This is a genomic window from Aquaspirillum soli (assembly GCF_054781915.1).
In genome coordinates, this window is record NZ_BAAGTM010000004.1 from 1 (window position 1) to 17,509 (window position 17,509).

16 protein-coding genes are annotated in these 17,509 nt (G+C 50.6%); 4 read left to right on the forward strand and 12 right to left on the reverse strand.

Translation table 11 applies throughout. The annotated features are described in order from the left end of the window. The first annotated feature begins 226 nt into the window (after window positions 1-226). Entirely contained in the window at window positions 227-1,939 is a 1,713-nt protein-coding gene (locus ACYVJG_RS05330) for a proline--tRNA ligase (RefSeq protein ID WP_460430136.1), read from the forward strand. Window positions 1,940-2,178: 239 nt separating this feature from the next. Beyond that, a complete protein-coding gene (locus tag ACYVJG_RS05335) occupies window positions 2,179-3,207 on the forward strand; it encodes a nuclease-related domain-containing protein (RefSeq protein WP_460430137.1) in 1,029 nt (342 codons plus the stop codon). A 45-nt stretch (window positions 3,208-3,252) separates the two neighbouring features. Here the strand turns inward: ACYVJG_RS05335 and ACYVJG_RS05340 are convergent, their stop codons facing one another. From ACYVJG_RS05340 to aroK, 3 genes are all read right to left on the reverse strand, one after another. Then, window positions 3,253-3,735, reverse strand: a complete 483-nt coding sequence (locus ACYVJG_RS05340; RefSeq protein WP_460430138.1) for a type IV pilus assembly protein FimV — start codon at window positions 3,733-3,735, stop codon at window positions 3,253-3,255. Window positions 3,736-3,824: 89 nt separating this feature from the next. Next, a complete protein-coding gene (gene aroB / locus ACYVJG_RS05345) occupies window positions 3,825-4,928 on the reverse strand; it encodes a 3-dehydroquinate synthase (RefSeq protein ID WP_460430139.1) in 1,104 nt (367 codons plus the stop codon). Then, on the reverse strand, window positions 4,915-5,448 hold the full coding sequence (aroK, locus tag ACYVJG_RS05350; protein WP_460430140.1) for a shikimate kinase AroK: 534 nt from the start codon (window positions 5,446-5,448) through the stop codon (window positions 4,915-4,917). The genes aroB and aroK overlap by 14 nt, the downstream gene beginning before the upstream one ends. Window positions 5,449-5,593: 145 nt before the next feature. Between aroK and ACYVJG_RS05355 the strand changes: the two genes are divergently transcribed. Together ACYVJG_RS05355 and ACYVJG_RS05360 are read left to right on the forward strand one after the other, a co-directional pair. After that, window positions 5,594-7,945 carry a penicillin-binding protein 1A gene (locus ACYVJG_RS05355; protein ID WP_460430141.1) on the forward strand — a complete coding sequence of 784 codons (2,352 nt, stop codon included), beginning with the start codon at window positions 5,594-5,596 and terminating at the stop codon, window positions 7,943-7,945. Beyond that, window positions 7,945-9,927: a putative bifunctional diguanylate cyclase/phosphodiesterase gene (locus ACYVJG_RS05360; RefSeq protein WP_460430142.1), complete on the forward strand. Its 1,983-nt coding sequence runs from the start codon at window positions 7,945-7,947 to the stop codon at window positions 9,925-9,927. The genes ACYVJG_RS05355 and ACYVJG_RS05360 overlap by 1 nt, the downstream gene beginning before the upstream one ends. A 55-nt stretch (window positions 9,928-9,982) precedes the next feature. On the opposite strand, the gene ACYVJG_RS05365 is transcribed toward ACYVJG_RS05360, so the two are convergent. The 9 genes from ACYVJG_RS05365 to ACYVJG_RS05405 form a co-directional block, all read right to left on the reverse strand. Beyond that, window positions 9,983-11,050 (reverse strand): SPOR domain-containing protein, encoded by a 1,068-nt coding sequence (locus ACYVJG_RS05365; protein ID WP_460430143.1) that lies wholly within the window; start codon window positions 11,048-11,050, stop codon window positions 9,983-9,985. After that, on the reverse strand, window positions 11,047-11,769 hold the full coding sequence (locus tag ACYVJG_RS05370; RefSeq protein WP_460430144.1) for a type III pantothenate kinase: 723 nt from the start codon (window positions 11,767-11,769) through the stop codon (window positions 11,047-11,049). The genes ACYVJG_RS05365 and ACYVJG_RS05370 overlap by 4 nt, the downstream gene beginning before the upstream one ends. Window positions 11,770-11,777: 8 nt before the next feature. Further along, window positions 11,778-12,740: a biotin--[acetyl-CoA-carboxylase] ligase gene (locus ACYVJG_RS05375; RefSeq protein ID WP_460430145.1), complete on the reverse strand. Its 963-nt coding sequence runs from the start codon at window positions 12,738-12,740 to the stop codon at window positions 11,778-11,780. Next, window positions 12,737-13,240 (reverse strand): adenylyltransferase/cytidyltransferase family protein, encoded by a 504-nt coding sequence (locus tag ACYVJG_RS05380; RefSeq protein WP_460430146.1) that lies wholly within the window; start codon window positions 13,238-13,240, stop codon window positions 12,737-12,739. The genes ACYVJG_RS05375 and ACYVJG_RS05380 overlap by 4 nt, the downstream gene beginning before the upstream one ends. Before the next feature lie 29 nt (window positions 13,241-13,269). Then, entirely contained in the window at window positions 13,270-14,097 is an 828-nt protein-coding gene (locus ACYVJG_RS05385) for a ferritin family protein (RefSeq protein WP_022653288.1), read from the reverse strand. Between the two features lie 200 nt (window positions 14,098-14,297). After that, window positions 14,298-15,104: a GGDEF domain-containing protein gene (locus tag ACYVJG_RS05390; protein ID WP_460430147.1), complete on the reverse strand. Its 807-nt coding sequence runs from the start codon at window positions 15,102-15,104 to the stop codon at window positions 14,298-14,300. 54 nt (window positions 15,105-15,158) lie between these two features. Next, window positions 15,159-15,542: a DUF1987 domain-containing protein gene (locus ACYVJG_RS05395; protein WP_460430148.1), complete on the reverse strand. Its 384-nt coding sequence runs from the start codon at window positions 15,540-15,542 to the stop codon at window positions 15,159-15,161. A gap of 8 nt (window positions 15,543-15,550) precedes the next feature. Continuing rightward, window positions 15,551-15,940: a DUF1987 domain-containing protein gene (locus ACYVJG_RS05400; protein ID WP_460430149.1), complete on the reverse strand. Its 390-nt coding sequence runs from the start codon at window positions 15,938-15,940 to the stop codon at window positions 15,551-15,553. A 5-nt stretch (window positions 15,941-15,945) separates the two neighbouring features. Then, complete coding sequence (locus tag ACYVJG_RS05405; protein ID WP_460430150.1) at window positions 15,946-17,508, reverse strand: SpoIIE family protein phosphatase; 1,563 nt, start codon at window positions 17,506-17,508, stop codon at window positions 15,946-15,948. Window position 17,509: the final 1 nt, after the last annotated feature.

Genomic DNA, 17,509 nt, shown 5'->3' on the forward strand with positions numbered 1-17,509 from the left:
CCCTTCCCGAACAGGACCGTGAAACGACTCAGCGCCGATGATAGTGCAGATCCCTGTGTGAAAGTAGGTCTCCGCCAAGCTCCCCATAAAAAACCCCCTGCTACCAAGTAGCAGGGGGTTTTGTTTTTGATTCAGTATTAAATTCTGTACTGAATAACTGCGATGACAGGGCTAATAACGCGCATTCTGGTAAAATCCAGCCAAATTTCTTTGATGGATAATCACTATGCGTGCCTCCCAATTCTTTTTTTCTACGTTAAAAGAAGCGCCTGCCGAAGCCGAATTACCCAGCCACAAACTGATGATGCGTGCTGGCATGATTCGTCGTGTTGCCTCTGGTTTGTATAACTGGATGCCGATTGGTTTTCGTGTTTTGAAAAAAGTCGAAGCCATTGTGCGCGAAGAAATGAATCGTGCTGGTGCGATTGAGCTGATTATGCCAGCAGTGCAACCTGCAGAATTGTGGCAAGAATCTGGCCGTTGGGAGTTTTATGGTAAGGAGTTGCTGCGTCTGAAAGATCGCCATGAGCGCGATTTCTGTGTCGGTCCAACCCATGAAGAAGTGATTACGGACATTGTACGTAAAGAAGTGCGTAGTTATAAGCAACTTCCTCTCAATTTCTACCAAGTGCAAACCAAATTCCGCGATGAAGTCCGTCCCCGCTTTGGCGTGATGCGGGCCCGCGAATTTGTGATGAAAGATGCTTATTCATTTCATACTGACTTTGAGAGTTTGAAACAAACTTATCAAGTGATGTATGACGCTTACTGCCGTATTTTCCAACGCTTAGGTCTTCAGTTCCGGCCAGTGGCAGCGGACACCGGTTCGATTGGTGGAACGGGTTCACACGAGTTTCAGGTATTGGCCGATTCTGGCGAAGATGTGATTGCCTATTGCCCCACTTCCGATTATGCCGCCAATATTGAATTGGCCGAGGCCGTTGCCCCGAATACACCACGTCCAGCTGCTGCTGTGGCACTAGAAAAAATCCATACACCAAAAGTCAAAACCATTGCTGATTTGGTCGCATTTTTAAATGTGGACATTAAACAAACAGTAAAAGCGATTGTTGTTGAAGCGGAAGATGGTGCGCCGGTCTTGATGTTGTTGCGTGGTGATCACGAGCTTAATGAAATCAAAGCGGAAAAAATCGCTGGTATTAAATCTCCACTTACTTTTGCTACGCCAGAATCAATTCAACATGCGTTCGCTGCTCAGCCTGGTTCGTTAGGTCCTGTTGGTTTCCAAGGCCGTATCATTGCAGATCGTACGGTGGCGGTGATGGCGGATATGATTTGCGGGGCAAATGAAGATGATCACCATTTATTAGGTGTCAACTTTGGCCGTGATTGTGCCGAGCCCGAAGTCGCAGATTTGCGTAATGTGGTGGCTGGTGATCCTTCGCCATGTGGACAGGGTGAGTTGGCCTTATGTCGTGGGATTGAAGTTGGTCATGTTTTCCAATTGCGTACTAAATACTCTGAAGCAATGAAATGTGAGTTTTTAGATCGTGAAGGAAAATTGCAGCCAATGGAGATGGGTTGCTATGGGATCGGGGTGAGTCGCATCGTTGCGGCGGCGATTGAACAGAATTTTGACGAGCGTGGCATTATCTTTACTGATGCGATGGCACCGTTTACGGTGGATATTGTGCCGATGGGGTATCGTCGTTCTGAGGCCGTACAACAGGCAGCAGATCAGTTATACGCCGATTTAACCGCATTGGGCGTCGATGTCTTGCTGGATGACCGCGATGAGCGTCCAGGGGTGTTGTTAGCTGATGGTGAGTTGATTGGCATTCCTCACCGTGTAGTGATCGGAGACCGTGGTTTGAAAGAAGGTGTGGTGGAATATCAACACCGTCAGGACAGCGAAGCCACTAAAGTGAATGTAGAAGCGTTGTTGGATCTGTTGAAGGCCAAGCTGAATCTTGCCTAGATCTTGCTGGATGTAATGTTAAAAAAGCCATCTCATCAGAAATTGAGATGGCTTTTTTGTTAAACATAAAAGCATTGAGTTATTTGTCTAATTTGATATTTGACTATGTTGTATGCGTTTTTGCGCTATCAAATTGATGTTTTATGAAATTTGACCAGAAACAAGCGTAATTACCGCAAATCTGTTTTACTATTCCGCTTTCTGTATGCGTCATTTCCTTAGAAAGCGAATTTCCCCCCATGCTTGCAAAGAAACCAGATGCCTTGGATGCGCCTCTCGCTGCTTTACAAAGTTTGCGGCAGGGTGCTCAACCTGATGATTTGCCATTTATTGATATTGGCTTGCGTGATTATGTCGGTTGTGCCAAGGCAAGTATGGCTGTGGTTAAGATGTTAGAGGCAGATTTTACTCGTGGGTCAAATTGGTTGGTTTTGCACGATTTGACTTTGCGCGTCGGTGAACACTATGCCCGTATCGACCATTTATTGATTAACCGCAATTTCGATGTTTTTATCCTCGATTCTGCGCTTGGCTCGAGTTTGATTAAGGTGGATGGTAAAGGTGCCTTTTCACGGCAATGCCCCGGACAAACGCGCTTTGTTGCGATTGATTCGCCGCTTGATCAAATGGCACGTCGTATGGCCTTATTAAATGCGCTGCTGCCGCGTTTACTGGCTGCGGTGAAACCAGGGCCTGATAGCCAGTTACGACCAAATGTGATGGGCTTTTTCTTGCTGTCTCCTGGTATCAGTGTGGTTCGTCCCGGTGGTTTTGGCAGTGTGGATACCCGTTCCTTTATGCCGATGATTCAAATTACCAAAGAGTTGAATCATTACGGGGCGAACTCCGGCCCTATGGCGGCAGCGGCTTTGGTATCGATGAATCAGATTGATAACCGTGTGTTGACGTTATTGGGTGAGCGGTTGGTGGCAATGCATAAGCCCGATCCGGTACCAACGGTTGAGGCCTTGCGCCTACGTTATCCACCACCGCCAAAAGTTGATACCCCAGAGGAAGCCGCAGCGAAAGCCGCGTTGGCTTTTTCTTGTCATTGTGGTTCAGAGACCTTCACCATTCGTAAGCTGCGTTTGGGGGGGGATGCTGTGGCCTGTGCGGAATGTGGGGCGGCGTATATGCTGATGCAGCTATTCCGGTGTAAACAGCGGCCATGTGGGGCGAAAACCGAGGTTACCGCTGATGGTAAGTTGCGAGTATTTTGTGAGAAGTGCCAAAAAGAAAAGCGCTTGAATTACAGCGAATCAACTTGAGCTGTCGCGAAGCCGATTGGCTTCGCGAGTAAGTCGGCAATGAGGTTAGCGGAAGAGTTCGTCGTGTGGTAACAAAGTTTGGCCGGTTTTGCGGATTTGTTGCCAGATGGCTTGTTGTTCTAACTGTGGCTGTAAATGGGCTGCCAGTTGGCGGTATTCTTTGACATGACCGCCTTCGGCAAAGGCCCGTAATAAAGTCACTTGAATGGCGAGATTGTGCGGTTCGTCTTGTAATGCGGCTTGTAAGACCCGAATCGCCGCCTTGGGATTGCGGCTGAACAAAAATACTTCGGCTTCACCAATGGGGTCGATGCCTCGGGCACTGGCTTTGACAAAACGGTGTTGTCGCCGCCAATAGGCCAACAAGTACGCCACCCCACCAAGCAACGAGGCATTGAGTAACAATTCATAGCCAGCGAGCTCCATCAGCATCTCCCCTTTTTTGTTATCAGGTTGGTGTAATGGGGAGATATCTTCTGCTGGAATCGGTTGCTGCACAATGCGTAGAAATGCGGAATTCCCTGACAAGAGTAAGGTTTTTCGCTTTAATGCAGCAGCACAGCTAAGTATTTGATTCTCAAACCTTGTTTATGCTTAAGGTATAGGCTGTTGTCGTCCTAATTGGCATCTTTTGTGGCTAAAATCCACCGGCCCGACAGGACTTGTTGTAAGACTGCGACAGGTACATTGCTGCGGATTTCTGCTTGTCCCAGTTTAGGCAGCAAAACAAAGCGAGGAACCCCATTCTCCACTTTTTTGTCATGGCTCATCAGCGTCATCCACTGTGCAAAACCCAAATCCGGTGCATGGGTTGGGAGCTGAGCGGCCTCGAGCAAGGCAGCAATCCGTGTTACGGCTTCGGAAGGTAACTCACCCAGTAAGTAGGACGTTTCTGCTGCCAATAACATTCCCACTGCCACCGCTTCACCGTGTAGCCAGCTGCCATAGCCGACCCCTGTTTCGATGGCATGGCCAAATGTATGTCCAAGGTTGAGCAGCGCCCGCACACCCAGTTCTTTTTCATCTGCCGCCACAATCTCCGCCTTCATCTCACATGAGCGTTTGACCGCATAGGCGAGGGCATCACGGTCGCGGCGTAATAGCGCTGGCATATTGGCTTCTAGCCAGCTAAAGAATGCGGCATCGCCCAATAAACCGTATTTAATGATTTCGGCAATCCCAGCGGCGACTTCACGCTGAGGCAGTGTGTCGAGTAGCGCCATATCAGCCAAGACAAGGCGTGGCTGGTGGAATGCACCAATCATATTCTTACCCTTGGGGTGATTGATGGCGGTTTTACCACCAACAGAAGAATCGACCTGTGCCAGAACCGTTGTTGGAATTTGGATAAACGGTGCGCCACGTTGCCAACAGGCTGCCGCAAAACCTGTCATATCACCCACTACGCCACCCCCAAGCGCAATAAGTGTGGTTTTCCGTTCTGCACCATGTTCAAGCAGGGTGTCAAAAATCAGATTGAGGCTGTGCCATGTTTTATTGGCTTCGCCATCGGGTAGTACGACAGTTAACACCTGAACACCGGCTTGTTCCAGATTTGATTGCAAGCGAGCGAGATACAGCGGCGCCACAACGTCATTGGTGACAATCGCCACTTTTTTTTGTGCTAAATGGGGCAAAATCAGATCGGCACGCGCGAATAAATCGGTTCCGATATGAATAGGGTATTGGGTGTCTGGCAAGACCAAGTCAAGTGTGATCATGATGGCGCAGTTCAATTTGGCGTAAAAGACGGTGAACCAAGGTGTTGATATTTTGCCGTGAGGTGTCGATCACCACATCGGCCACTTCACGATACAGCGGGTCGCGCTGGGCAAACAGTGCTTCGAGCTTGGCCCGAGGGTTAGCTGTTTGTAACAAGGGGCGATTTTTGTCATGTTGCGTGCGGGCGAGGATGTCATCAATCCCTGCTCGTAAGTAAATGACGGTGCCGTGGTTGGCAAGCACTTGACGATTATTCGGATCGAGGACGGCACCCCCGCCGGTTGCCAAGACGATATTGGGTAGGGTAGCAAGTTCGGCAATCATTTCACTTTCGCGAACACGAAAGCCTGCTTCTCCTTCTATTTCAAAAATGACCGGAATTCTTACTCCCGTACGGGCCTCGATTTCGTGGTCGGAGTCATAAAAGGTTTTGCCCGTCAAACGCGCAAGTTGACGGCCAATGGTGGTTTTGCCGGCACCCATGAGGCCGACGAGGAAGAGATTTCCGGACGCTTTCATGCCGACATTGTAACCAACTCTGGCAGCCTCCGCAGGCTAAGCAGAGAAAAGAAACCGCACGATGATTTCCCTCGAGCAAAAGCTGTGCACGATGCGTGCGGCCATGTGCGTATAATCGCCCTTTCTGCTGCTCGTCTTTGCCATTATGTTCGCTCGCTTAATTCTCGGTTTTATCGCATTTCTGCTTACCCTAGTGATTCTTGCTGCCGGTGCGGCAGGGGTCGCGATTGCGGTAACCTATCCCAAATTGCCGAGTTTGGATGTCTTAACCGATTATCGGCCTAAAATCCCATTGCGTGTTTACACCAGTGATGGCGTGCAAATTGGCGAATTCGGTGAAGAAAAACGTGCTTTTACCCGTATTCAAGATGTCCCACAGTTGATGAAACAGGCCATCTTAGCGGCAGAAGACGAGCGTTTTTATCAACACGGTGGTGTTGACTATATGGGTGTGTTACGGGCGGCTTCTGGCAATTTAGTGTCTGGTCGAACCCAATCCGGCGCATCTACCATCACCATGCAGGTGGCAAAAAACTTCTTTTTATCGAGTGAAAAAACCTTTACTCGTAAATTTAATGAAGCTTTATTGGCCTTTAAGATTGAACACAACCTCAGCAAAGACCAAATTCTTGAGCTATACGTCAATCAAATTTACCTTGGCCAACGGGCTTATGGTTTTGCTGCTGCGGCGCTGACTTATTATGGTAAACCGCTGAAAGCACTGTCGGTGGGCGAGTTTGCTATGTTAGCGGGGTTACCTAAAGCCCCTTCTTCTTATAACCCAGTGGTGAACCCCGATCGGGCCCGCCTGCGGCAACGTTATGTGTTGCGGCGGATGAAAGAACTGAACTTCATCACCGAAGATCAATACCAACAGGCCGTTGAAGAACCCATCCGCCTTGCGACGCGTAAAGAAGATTTTAGTGTGCCGGCGCAGTATGTTGCGGAAATGGTGCGGCAAATTATGGTATCGCGTTATCAAGAGGCGGCTTATACCCAAGGTTTCCGTGTCTATACCACGATTCGTAGCGATCACCAGCAATGGGCGTTTGCTGCGCTGCGTGATGGCTTAATGGACTATGACCGCCGCCACAGCTATCGTGGGCCTGAATCCTTTATTGACCTCAAACCGTTAACAGCAGACAACCGTGATGAGGCACTTGATGAAGCCTTGGCTGCTGTCCGTGACAGTGGTGATTTACAGCCTGGGGTGGTGTTAGAGGCCAGTTCGAGTCAGGTCAAGGTGTATTTGCGGGGAGGGGAAGAAGTAGTGGTAAAAGGCAATGGTTTGTCGTTTGCCCGTTCTGCCTTATCGAAAAAACTGACCCCTGCTCAACAAATCCGCCCGGGTTCTGTGGTGCGATTAGAGAAATCGGAAAAAGGCGAATGGCGGATCGTGCAAATGCCGAGGGTAGAAGGGGCGTTTGTGGCTACCGACAGCCGAACGGGGGCTATCTTGGCTTTGGTGGGTGGGTTTGATTTCAACCGTAACCACTACAACCGCGTCACACAAGCATGGCGACAACCGGGGTCGAGTTTTAAACCTTTTGTGTATTCTGCTGCCTTAGAAAAAGGCATGACCGCTTCCACGTTGATCAATGATGCACCGCTGGTGATTGATCCACAAACCCTAGGTGGACAGCGTTGGAGCCCAAAAAACTATGATGGCAAATTTGCCGGCATGATGACGATGCGCCAAGCGTTAACGCGCTCTAAGAACTTGGTATCGGTGCGTATTTTGATGGCGATTGGAACCGATTATGCACAAGACTACTTGCAACGGTTTGGCTTTATGCCCAAACAACATCCGGCCTATCTGACGATGGCGTTGGGGGCGGGGATGGTGACACCGCTGCAGATGGCCGAGGCCTACAGTGTCTTTGCTAACGGTGGCTATCGCGTCAAATCGTATTTCATTGAACGCATTGAAGACGAGCGCGGCTATGTCGTGGCAAGAACTGCCCCGTTAGTGGCTGGACAAAATGCACCACAAGCAATCGATCCACGCAATGCGTTTATTATGACCAGCATGATGCGTGATGTGGTGCGCTATGGCACCGCGACCCGTGCCATGAGCTTGGGGCGTGGTGATTTGGCGGGTAAAACCGGCACCACTAACGATGCACGGGATGCTTGGTTTGCCGGTTACAACCCCGATATCGTCGGCGTGGCGTGGATGGGGTTTGATGACAATAAACCGCTAGGCGGTGGAGAAACCGGCGGGGGTGCAGCGTTACCGATTTGGATAGGGTATATGCAACACGCCTTGAAACATCTGCCCGAAGTCGATCAACCCATCCCTGCTGGTTTGGTGGAACAAGCCGGTGCGGGTAGCCGTGGTGGGTCAGAGTATTACTATCAGGAATATCAACGGCCTAATCCTGCATTGGGTTTGAATAATCGGTCGAGTGACGCTGCTGACAACCGTAGCGATCAAACCGAAGGCCAAGATACAGCGCGTGATGCTGTAGAAAACGTCAAAGAGCTCTTGTTCTAATGCCTCATTTTCGATCGTTTCAGGAACGGTGGTTTGCCGCTTCTTTCCAAACTTCTGGCGGAGGGCGGCGCTTGATTGCCCGCCATCCGGCCTTGTTAATCGCCGGTTTATATCTGTTATTTGGCTTGCTATGGATTTTGTTTAGTGACCAAGCCATCGAATGGCTGGCGGGGGGCGATGCGGCGTGGCTGTCACGGTTACAAACCTATAAAGGCATGGCCTTTATGGTGATTACCACCGTGTTACTGTTTGCGCTTATCAGTGCCAGTCATCGGGTGCGTCTGCGGCTATTGCAAGAAGTGGCCGAGCGCGAGGCGCAGTTGAGCGATATGGCACAGCATATTCCCTCGGTGTTTTGGATTTTAGAATCTGATTTACAACCGCATTACATCAGCCCTGCATTTGAAAAAGTGTGGGGTATTCCGTTGCAAGATTTTATGTACGACAACTTGGCTTGGCAGCGCGCCATCTTGCCGGAGGACCTACCGACGGCACAGCGTTTTGTTGATAGCTATCTGCATAGCAAAAGTCGTTCAGTGGAGTGCAAATATCGCATCATGCGGCCTGATGGTGAGGTGCGCTGGATTCATGACACGGCCTATCCGGTACAAGATAAAGAAGGTCAGTTGATACGGATTATTGGCGTGGCGAATGATATTACCGAACAAAAACGCGCCCACGATCAACTCTACCTGCTGGCACATTTTGATAGCCTCACCGGCCTCCCTAATCGCAGTTCCTTAATCAGTCGCCTTGAACAAGCTTGTGCCGATCGTGAACACCGTCCGTTTGCGTTACTGTTTATTGATCTTGATCGCTTTAAGGTGATTAACGATACCCTCGGCCCGCACATGGCCGACCATTGTTTGCGCCGTGTGGCCTCGCTGTTAGAACATGCGTTTTTGCATGACACTTTCACCGCACGTCTTGGAGGGGATGAGTTTGCTTTGATGTTTACCGAGCAGACCAACCGCGAACATCTGGCAATGACCTGCCATCAATTATTGGCCTTGCTGTCCCATCCGCTCGAGGTGGATGGTCATGAGGTATATGTCGGGGGGTCGATTGGGGTGGCGTGTTATCCACAAGATGGCGAAACCGCGAATTTACTGCTGCGTCACGCGGACATGGCAATGTATGCCGCAAAACAAGCAGGGCGCAACACCTTCCGTTTTTATGATACGCAATGGGAACAGGGCAAACAAAACCTTGAACTTGAACGTGAATTACACAAGGCGTTACAGCAAGAAGAGTTTGTGTTGTTCTATCAACCGAAGTTTTGCCCAATTACCCGCACGTTGCAGGGGTTTGAAGCTTTGTTGCGTTGGCGTCATCCTGAACGCGGCTTGGTGTCTCCAGCTTTGTTTATTCCGCTATTGGAAGAAACAGGGCTGATTCGTGAAGTGGGTAAATGGGTAATTCACGCGGCTTTCCATGATTTGGCACAGTGGCAAGCGGCTGGTTTTGGTCATATCACAATGGCAGTGAATGTCTCGGCTCGTCAGTTAGACCATCTGAATTTGGTTGATTTTGTGCAAGAAGCGCTGGAGCGCTATGGTTTGCAGCCACAGCATATTGAATTGGAACTGACGGAAAGCGATTTGATGACCAACCCCGAACAATCCCGCGCCATTATCCAAGGGCTGCGGCAACAGGGGATTCGAATTGCGATTGACGATTTTGGCACGGGTTATTCCAGTCTGGCCTATCTGAAGCGTTTTGCTCCCGATACCCTGAAAATCGATAAATCGTTTATTGATGACATTGACCACGAGCATGATGCGGCGGCAATTGTCGAAGGGATTATTCAATTATCAAAAATCCTACACATTCATGTGGTGGCCGAGGGCGTTGAACGTGATAGCCAGTTGCAAGTGCTGGCGCGGGCGGGATGTGATGCGGTACAGGGCTTCTTACTCGGCAGGCCGATGCCAGCCGTGCAGGTGATGGGCTTGCTCAAATTAGAACAAAAATTGGATTAACCCACAAAAAACCGCCCTCTTTCATTCAGAAACAGGGCGGTTGTCGTATCTAGGATCATTTCGGGCAGGTTTGAGATTTCAGCGTGGCTTGTGGCCATTCGCTGGCGAGCAGCTCAAGTTTTGCTTTTTGGTCGCTGTCTAAATTACGCAGACGGAAGGTGCTGAGTTTACCGCTGGCAGCGGGGGTAGCGGCTGTGGTGGTGCTACCGCCATTTTCACGCACTTCAATTTTGGCCGGATAGCCCGCTTGGGTCAGCTTATCGCGCATCCCTTCGGCTGAGGCTTGTTTACTGAACAAACCGACTGAGATGGCGTTACGCATTTCCCCTGCTTGGTTGACCACATAGCTATCAAAGCCTTTTGACTTCAAAGTCATAACCAACTCGACTGCTGCCTCGCGGCTGGCTTGTGGGGGCAAATGAACCCAATAACGGGTGTTGGTGCTGCCTTCTGCCGGCGCAGCAGCCGGTTTTGCTGCCGGTGCTTCGCGGGTCATTTCCACCATTTGCCCAGCGAGTTTCACTTTCAACAAACGCTGTTTCACCTTGCTAGCCGCCGCACTGTCAAACTCACCCCACTGATAACACGCCAACGCCGTAGGTGTTGGTTTAGCTTTTTCTTGTGGTTTATCACCTTTTTCGGCAGCGGCCAGTAGTGGATCTTTTTCCGCTGGTTTGGTGGCTTTTTCGACCACGGGTGGTTTTTCGACGGGTTTGTCTACCGCTTTGGCCGCAGGGGCTGAGACCGCTGGCGGTGGTGTCGTGGGGACAGCCGGCGCGGTTGGTGTGGTGCTGCTGACGGCGGCAGCGGTCGCTGCTGCGGCAACTGCTGTCGTCGCTGCTACAGCGGCAACAGTGGTTGCGGTATTCGCATTGTCTGGCGGTGTATTCGCGGCAGTGGGCGCGCTATGCTGTTCGAGCGGGGGCGCTGGGCTGATTTCTGGGCTGGCCGCTGGCGTACTATTCCGGCGCAAGGCCGCGACTTGTTCGGGGGACAGTTGTTTTACCTGTGGGGCATTGATTTCCCGTGAGGCAACATTACTCGGTTCGGTGGTGCGAGTGCCAATCAAGAGCGCAACAGCTAGGTTGGCTGTCAGCAGGCCGACAAAAAGCCACTTCATCATGATGATTCTTCTTCTGCCATATATGCTAATCCAGTGAGGACCAGATTATCCACAATAGTGGGCCGGCGCGGGAGTCTGCTTGCAATAATTGTTGCATCACCGCCGCCTAGAAAGACGTTGACGGGGCGATGTTGCTCGGCTTCAAAGCGTAATAGGTTGCCATAAATGCTATCCGCTAGGGCGTTCAGACAGCCGCTATAGATCGCATCTACTGTATTGTTAGGGTGGGCCTGCCAATGGCCTTCTGCATACGGTAGCTGTGCCGTACCTCGGGCGAGACTATCGCGCATCAAGTGTAAGCCGGGGGTGATGGTACCGCCCAAAAAATGCCCCGCTTGATCTACACAGTCGATGGTTAAAGCCGTGCCAGCATGAGCAACGACACAGGCTTGTTGTTGGTTGAGATGATAGGCACCAATCGCTGCCGCCCACCGATCGGCGCCAAGCCGACTCGGATCAAGATAGGCGTTGGTTAATCCTCCTGCACGAGAGCTGGGGCGTAACCACGTGATGGGGAGAGGTGAACAGGTTGAAAGTTGCTCGGCCACTGTCTGCCCTGCGACATTACAACCATACGCTTGGGTGACTGTTAGCTTTGACCATAAGGCGGCCAGTTCGGGTACATCAGGATGGTTTACGCTGTGAATGGGGCCAAGTTGGTGTTGGTTGGCCAAACACCATTTCACTCGAGTATTGCCAGCATCGATAAGCAAATTCATGTTTAAGATCAAGAGTGGGCGAGGGTTCGACGCAGGCTGACTTCACCGGCATGAATCAATTTTTCTTGGCCATCGCCAAGCTGTAACCGCAATGCCCCTTCATTATCCACCCCTCGTGCGATGCCGGGTAATGGGGGACGATAGGCCGAGATAATATCCACGGGTTGGTGTTGCCACGCATGACTGGCTTCCCATTCTGCGCGAAAAGCGGCAAATCCCTGTTTAGCAAATTGACCTAACACCTGATCGAGTTCATTTAATAACAACGCCGCTAATTGATTACGGTCGGGGAGGTGGTGATCTTCTAAGCCGGCTGCCGCTTGGTCAACACCGGTAGGACGGATCAAATTCAAACCAATGCCAATCACGACGGCTGATGGTCCTAGGGCATCGCCAGACAATTCAATCAAAATACCCGCCAGCTTTTCCCCATCCAATAAGACATCATTCGGCCATTTTAGCGCGACCGGTACCTCTAAGCGCTGCAACACCCGTACTAAAGCCAAACCAACCACTAAAGACAAGCCCGATAGCCCTGCCACCCCACATTCAAATCGCCATAGCAATGAAAAAGTGAGTGCCGCCCCCGGTTGTGCCAGCCATTGCCGCCCATGACGGCCACGGCCTGCTGTTTGCCATTCTGCAAACAAAGCGGTGCGGTGTGGTGCGCCGTGGCTGGCGCGGGTGAGTAGGGCGCTATTGGTCGAGTCGATGGTTTCGGCCACTTCGAGTTGCCAATCACCGAGTAGACCAGCACGGATGGCACTGGGTTCTAACCATGTGATGGGATGCGGTAGCCGATAGCCCTGCCCACGCACGCGATAAATAGTGAGGGGGAGGTGTTGTGAGATGTGTTCAATGGCTTGCCAGATCGTGCCGCGAGAGCAGCCAAAGGTTTGTGCCAAGCTCTCGCCAGAGTGAAACGCACCATCCGACAAACAACGTAAAACGGAATGGGCTAGTGGAGTCAAGACGCAGCCTCGACACAGCGAATTTTGCGTAGGGTAGCGGTGGTTGAGGTATCGAATAAGAAAGGAATGGAATGGACGCTGCCACCTCGGGCTAAGGTTTCTTGGCTGCCGACAATTTTGTCAATCGACCAATCGCCCCCTTTTACTAATACCTGTGGTTTCACTTGTTCAATCAATGCGGCTGGGGTGTCATCGTCAAACCATGTGACAAGGCTAGTGGATTCGAGTGCTGCTATCACCGCCAAACGGTGTTCCAGAGGATTGATTGGACGATCCTCTCCTTTACCCTGTCGCCGTACAGAGGCATCGCTGTTGAGCGCAATCACCAAGCTGGCACCTAAAGCACGCGCTTGTGCTAAGTAGGTGACATGGCCACGATGCAAAATATCAAAGCAGCCATTGGTGAAAACCACTGGCTGCGGCAAGCTAGCCAGTCGGGTGAGCAAGGCATCGGGCGCGCAGATTTTTTCCGTAAAGCTTGGGACAGGGTAAGAGGTCATCGTCAATCTCAACAAAAAGAGGACACAGTTTAACTGTTCACCAATGATTTACGGTAACGGTTTAGTTGTTGTACCGACTCAAAGGTTTGGCCAAACAAACTCGATAGATTACGCAAAATGCCACCTACCACACGGCTTTCCCAGTCTTGGTCAAAACGGATTTTGTTGGTGAGCCAATCTTCTAGCCATTCTGGTTTCGGCAAACGGCTTTGTACGGTGTCGTTCGGGAACAGTGATTCGTTGACGTGTAAGTTGGTTGGGTGGAGTGGTTTGCTCGATCGTGCGCTGGCTGCCATTAACATACCGATTTTGGCAAAGGCTAATCTCGCCTCATTGCCAAAGCGGTCGATGGCTTGTTTCATGTATTTGAGATAGGCCCCACCATGCCGCGCTTCATCACGCGATAAGGTGCTGTAGATGTGTTTAATCACTGGCTCGGTATGCCATTCGCTGGCGCAACGATACCACTGTGTCAAACGCACTTCGCCACAGAAATGCAGCATCAAGGTTTCCAGCGGTGGCGCTGGGTCAAATTCAAAACGGACTGCATGGAGTTCTTCTTCACTCGGCACTAACTCAGGTCGGAAGCGGCGCAGGTATTCCATTAACACCAAGGCGTGTTTTTGTTCCTCGTAAAACCAAATTGACATAAAGGCAGAAAAATCACTGTCGTCACGATTGTCACGCAGGAACATTTCTGTTGCAGGTAAGGCCGCCCATTCGGTGATGGCGTTCATTTTGATGGTTTCGGCTTGTTCATCCGTGAGGAGATCAGCATCGAACTGCTCCCACGGGATATCGTCAGCCATATTCCAACGTGCCTTTTCCAGTTGGGCGAACAGTTCAGGGTAAAGCATCAGGTGTCTCCGCAGCGTGAAATCAAAGGAATACTAAAGCCCGAGGGTGAACAAAACATGACCACCCCGCACCAGTATTGTAACGAAAAGTCATACTAATCGTATGTTTCTTGATTTATATCAGTGTGAGGATGGTTTTTCTGAATTTCCAGTGGGGCTAATCAGACCATTTCGCTGCTAGAGCTAGGGATATTTAATTGTTAGGTAAAAATCTCAATTCGATTGCGGCCTTGGTGTTTGGCACAGTAGAGGGCGCGGTCGGCGCGGGAGATGGCGTGTTCAAGTGAAAGATCGCTGCTTTGTAGTGCGGTGACGCCAATGCTGGCGCTCACTGCAATGACTTGGCCATCGAAGGTAACCGGATGCTCAGCGATGTAGTGGCGTAGATTTTCGACCACAGATTGCGCAATGTCTAATTCTGTTTGTGGGAAAAGAATCAAAAACTCTTCACCACCGAAGCGACCAATCAAATCGGTCTCGCGGCATACTTTACGACAGTTCGCCGCAAAACAGCGCAAGACCTCATCGCCTGCGGCATGGCCGTAGTTGTCGTTGATTTGCTTAAAATGATCGAGATCAAGCAAGGCCAAGCTAACCGGTTCATCGAGATGGCGTTGGCGTTTTTCTTCGATGGCGGCTAATTCCAGAATATGGCGACGCGTATAAAATCCGGTCAGGCCGTCAATTGTTGCAATTAGCCGCAATTCCTCCGCCAATTGCTGCCGCAACGCGACTTCTTCTTCTAACGCAGTGTTCAAGCGTTTTAGCTCAGCCGCTTGGGCCGCCAAGGATTGGTTAGCCTTGTGTAGATCGAGTTGCAGCCGATCGCTGATGCGCAGTAAGCGGCGGTGTTCGGCATAGCTTTTACGATAGGCTGCTGCCAACTCCTTCACCCCACCGGAAAATTGCTCAAGCTGATGCAGCATGGTTTCCGCACCAAGCAGAACCCGCTCCTCGTTATCAAACAGCGAGAAAGTGTCATGGGCTGGGGGACGTTTTGGGGTCATCGTGGGCTACCAATCGGCACAACAAACTGGAAAATTCTCATCAGAGAGTCGGGCTTATGTGATGAGCGTCAGTAAAAATTGGGCATGTTGGAATTCTTCGGCAAAATCTTCGCCCGATTCCAACATCGTCTCGTCTTCCTCGTGATACCACCAACGGATGGTGATGGCCAACCCACGCGTGGCTTGTTCTTCGAGCAAGCGAAAGAGATTCATCAACGCTTTGGCACTACTGGAATTGAAATACACCATCCGTAAATCAAACTCAATGGTGGCAGCGGGGGCGGTGGTCAGATAGTCGTGTAGGGCCTGTTGTAGTGGGCCGAAAAAGGCGGCGGTATCTTCAGGATACGATTCTCCAGCCAATGATAAGCGGCCGCTTGCAAAATCGAATTCAACTTCAGGTGTGCGTTCTGCGGCTGGAATACGGATAGATTGCATGTTTTCCTCTAGCTTTCGATGGCTTGCAAAACAAATTGTGCGTGTTGCAAATCCTCGGCAAATTCCTCTCCAATTTCGATCATGCCCTCATCGTCGCTGCGGTGTTGCCAATAAATGGTGACATGATTGCCTTCTTGCATGGCGATGGTATCGAGGAAGTCAAAGAGACCGAGTAACACTTTCGCAGTTGAGCTATTGAAATAGATTAAATCAAAATCGAATGTGATGTTGGCATTTTTTTGTGTTTGCAGATGTTGCTTTAATTGGGTAACCAATGGGCCATAGAAAGCAGAGACATCTTCTGGATAGGATTCCCCCCGCAGCAAAAAACGATTTGCCGCGAAATCAAAGGCCACTTCTGGGGCGCGGGGGCTGCGGGCGAGATAAAAAGATTCCATGCACATCAACTTAGTGAAAAACGATCAGAGGGGAAGTGCTCAGGAATTTCAAAACCGACAATGGACACATCATCACGGCGGCTTTGTGTGCCTTGATAATGCTCGAGTGCTTGATAGAGCACATCGCCCTGTTCGGTCATCGGTGTGTCTTGTAGCGAATTGAGCAAGGCCTTAAAGCGTGTTTTACCAAACATACACACCCGAGGCTGAGCATCGTTCACTTGTTCAATCAAACCATCACTGGTCAAATAAAAACGCATTTTGGGCTGTAATGCAATATCGTGGACAGCATAACTTTGTTGATAGTGGATGCCACGATACCCCATGCTGGTGCGGCTGCCTTTGACTTCTATCACCTCGCCTTGTTGTTGCACAAACAAGCTGAGGTGGGCGCCGGCAAAGCGCATGATACGTAAATCAGCCGGTAGATAACAGGCGCCGAGCTCAATCCCATCATCCGATTCCCCACTCGGCAAATGCTGTCCTAGCGTGGTTTGCAGATGTTGGTGCATTCGGGTGAGCAAGGTACCAACCTCACCAGCGGGAATTTCCATACAAGCGCGTTCTAAAGCGCCAGTTGAAATCAGGGTCATAAATGCCCCCGGTACCCCGTGACCAGTGCAATCGCCGAGAATAATCAACACCCCATTGCCCCAAGTGCGATACCAAAAAATATCGCCACCGACCACATCTCGAGGTTTCCACAAAACAAAATGTTGTGGAAAGTCACGACTAATGGCTTGTTCATCCGGCAACACCGCACGTTGAATGCGGCTGGCGTAGCGAATACTGGCCGAAATCACTTCATACGCTTCGTGTAACTCGTTGGTTTGTTTGCTCAGTTGTTCCGTGCGCTGTTGCACGCGCTGTTCGAGTGAGGTATTCGCTTCGGCAAGGCTTTGTTTCAAATTGCGTTCAGTGTCGAGTGCCCGTGCAATCCGCTTGGCGTGTAAGCGTCCCATGGCAATAAACACTAAAAAAACCAAGACGATGGTGACTTGCATGGCCTTGGCTAAATTCTCGGATTGTCGTGTGTTGGCTTCGCTGTCTTCAACTAGTAGGCTCAAGGCGCGTGATAAATTGGCGCGGTAGAGGCCTTTTTGCCGTTTGTAGTGGGGCGAGGTGATTAAGGCCAACGCGGCGTCCCATGCTTCTTGCTCAATCAGGCGCAGTGCTTCTTTTTCCAGAATCTCAATTTCTTGTCCCGCTTGGGCCATGTCTTTTAATGCCCGTTTTGCCTCGTGATGGCTAACCAGTTGCAAACTCTCTGCCAACAGTTGATTACGGGTTTCTAATAAATCGTCATAGTTGAATAAATAGCGTTCCGAGCGCAGGCCGGCGGTGAGACGGATGGCCGAGGCGGTGGCATCATTGGCATTTAAAATCCGCTCGGCATTGAGTGAGAGTTGTCGCAAAGTAGCGGCGTGATGTTTGAATTGCGCGTCAAAATAGAAAAACGCCACAAAGGCTAACAACATCAACAGCGACAGCAACGACAAGCCATACAAGCTGGCTAACCGTCCAAGGCTGTGTTGCAGATGGGAAAAGAAAGCAATCGGTTTCGACATG